This window comes from Microbacterium umsixpiens (genome assembly GCF_053543675.1).
The window spans coordinates 3,767-5,992 of sequence record NZ_JBLVOH010000135.1 but is presented as its reverse complement, the minus strand read 5'-3'; the positions used below and the strand labels follow the sequence as shown (position 1 = coordinate 5,992).

The 2,226-nt window shown below is 69.1% G+C and carries 2 protein-coding genes; one reads left to right on the top strand and one right to left on the bottom strand.

The window, feature by feature from the left end:
- On the bottom strand, positions 1-1,320 hold a 1,320-nt coding region (locus ACNPM4_RS13330; protein ID WP_448985992.1), incomplete at its 3' end, for a hypothetical protein.
- A gap of 164 nt (positions 1,321-1,484) precedes the next feature.
- Here ACNPM4_RS13330 and ACNPM4_RS13325 point away from each other — a divergent pair.
- Positions 1,485-2,195 (top strand): DUF4191 domain-containing protein, encoded by a 711-nt coding sequence (locus ACNPM4_RS13325; protein WP_105710038.1) that lies wholly within the window; start codon positions 1,485-1,487, stop codon positions 2,193-2,195.
- Positions 2,196-2,226: the final 31 nt, after the last annotated feature.

Below are 2,226 nucleotides of genomic sequence, written 5' to 3'. Positions count from 1 at the left end.
GGTCCCCTCCGCAGCCCCGAGCTCTTTCACCACACCGTCAGACCCTGAGGCCACGGCCTCAGGGCACGCGACGTCGGCACGAGCACGGCAGGTCGTGATCGTCGTGAGCAGAGCTGCCGCTGCGGCCACAGGATCGGCTCCTCCCGACGAGCTGCTCCTGTCCGGATCTCCACCTGCCCTCGTCTCGTCCGCCGTCGCCTTCTCCGTAGACCCCTCGGATTCCTCGTGCGCCCCGGCGTCCTCCGACACGGGCGTGGCCGATGGCTCACCCCCCGAGGGTGCCGATGCCGATTCGGCCGCCCGCCGCCCTCCTGCATCAGCAGCCTCGCCCGGCTCGCCACCGTCCGGCCACAGCAGGCCCGCGGCGAGTACGACGACCGCCACGGCTGCCGCCACGATGAACGGACGTCGCCGCGAGTGCGACCGCGTGCCTTGATCCCCTGCCTCACCCGTCCTTCGGCCTCGCCGCCCCGGTACCCCCGCCGCGATCCGCGCGTACGCGACCCGGAAGGACTCCTTCGCGGCGTCGGCGAGCGTCACGGCTGTGGTCGCGATCCCCCGGCTCCTGCGGCGACGATCCGCCCGCAGACGCTGACCGTTCCGCGAAAGGACCGGTTGATGCGCCGTGATCACGCGCGCGACCTCCCTCGCACGCTCCGGCGCATGCGACCCGCGATCGAGAGGTTGCGGAGCAGCGACGCTCAGGAGCTCTTGCTCCCACACATCGAGGAGCCGGCGCGGGATGCGCGGCTGTGTGGCGGCCTTCTCGAGCCCCTTCTCGATCACGCTGAGCGCCCGCGTGAGCACCTTGTCGGTGCTGTCTTCGCCCAGTCGCCGGACGATCTGCGCCGCTCCTTCTCGCGCATCCACCCCTGCTCCGAAGACGAACATCGGCCGTCCGCCGTCGGTCACCCACCATGCTCCGGTGCGTGTCCCCTCCGCACCATCGCCGATCTCGTCGAGACCGCGCAGCAGGCTGATCACGAGGGTGCAGCACTCCCCCGGTTTCAGCACTGCCCCCGTGGCCGATCGACGGATCAGGAGCCCCAGCGCCTGATCCGTGCACCACGGGAGCAGCACATCGTGGCCACCGCCTCGTCGGATGACGTCGATCGGTGCGGCCACATGCTCCGCCCCCGAGTACCGCCATCCGATCCATCCTCCGAGAGCCGAGGCGTCCACCCGCACCGCCACTGCGTCCCCCGAAGTGACCAGTGCGCCCTCGAACGGCCCCTCATCCGCGTCGAGAACCCGAACGACCCGATGCGCGGCCGGAAGAAGGGCCGTCCCCCGAGCGTCATGCGTGCCGATGTCTGTCATTCCTCCATCACAGCCCACCGCACACCGGAATCTGCGTGATCCAGGCCTCAGCGAACGGGTTCCGGCCGATGCCGAGAATGTGCAGGAAGAGTGCCGTCACATCCGACTCCGCTTCACGCGAACGGCGACATCACGAGGGCTGCGGACTCGGTAGGCTGGTCCCCATGGCAAAGCGTGCTCCTGAACCCGAAAAGCGTCCTGGGTTCTTCTCCCAGATCAAGTCCCTCTTCCGGTTCACCCGTGAGGCCTACCCGTGGCTTCCGTGGGCTCAGCTCGCGATCCTGGTCGGCGGCGTCCTCATCGGCCTCGTCGCCGGCTACCTGATCCCGCCATTCCAGATCTGGACGCTCGTCCTCTGGGGCATCACGGGTCTCATGCTCGGCGTCCTCGGCGCGCTGTTCCTCATGACCCGAATGTCGACTTCGGCCATGTACACGAAGATCGACGGCATGCCCGGCGCCACCGGCCACGTGCTCAGCACCAGCCTCGGACGCAGCTGGCAGGCGTCGGAGACGCCCGTCGGCATCAACCCGAAGACGCAGGAGGCGGTGTACCGCACCATCGGTCGCGGTGGCATCGTCGTCGTGGGAGAAGGCGCGCGGGGCCGCCTGACCCGCCTCGTCAACGAGGAGCGCAGCAAAGCCCAGCGCGTCGCGCACGGAGTTCCCGTCACGGTGCTCTACGTCGGGCACGGCGAGGACGAGGTCGCGATCGCCGACCTGGCGAAGACGATCAAGAAGCTCCCGAAGGCCATCGACAAGACCACCATGGCAGCGGTCATCCGCCGCGTGGACTCGGTCTCGCAGTCGCTGTCTTCGCTGCCGATCCCCAAGGGGATCGACCCGACGAAGGTGCGCTCGCAGCGACCTCGTTGAGCCCAGCACTCCGAAACGAAGAGCGCGGCCG

Bases quoted from the DNA above. Each gene is read 5' to 3' on its own strand.
- ACNPM4_RS13325 (WP_105710038.1), top strand. From the start codon at position 1,485: ATGGCAAAGCGTGCTCCTGAACCCGAAAAGCGTCCTGGGTTCTTCTCC.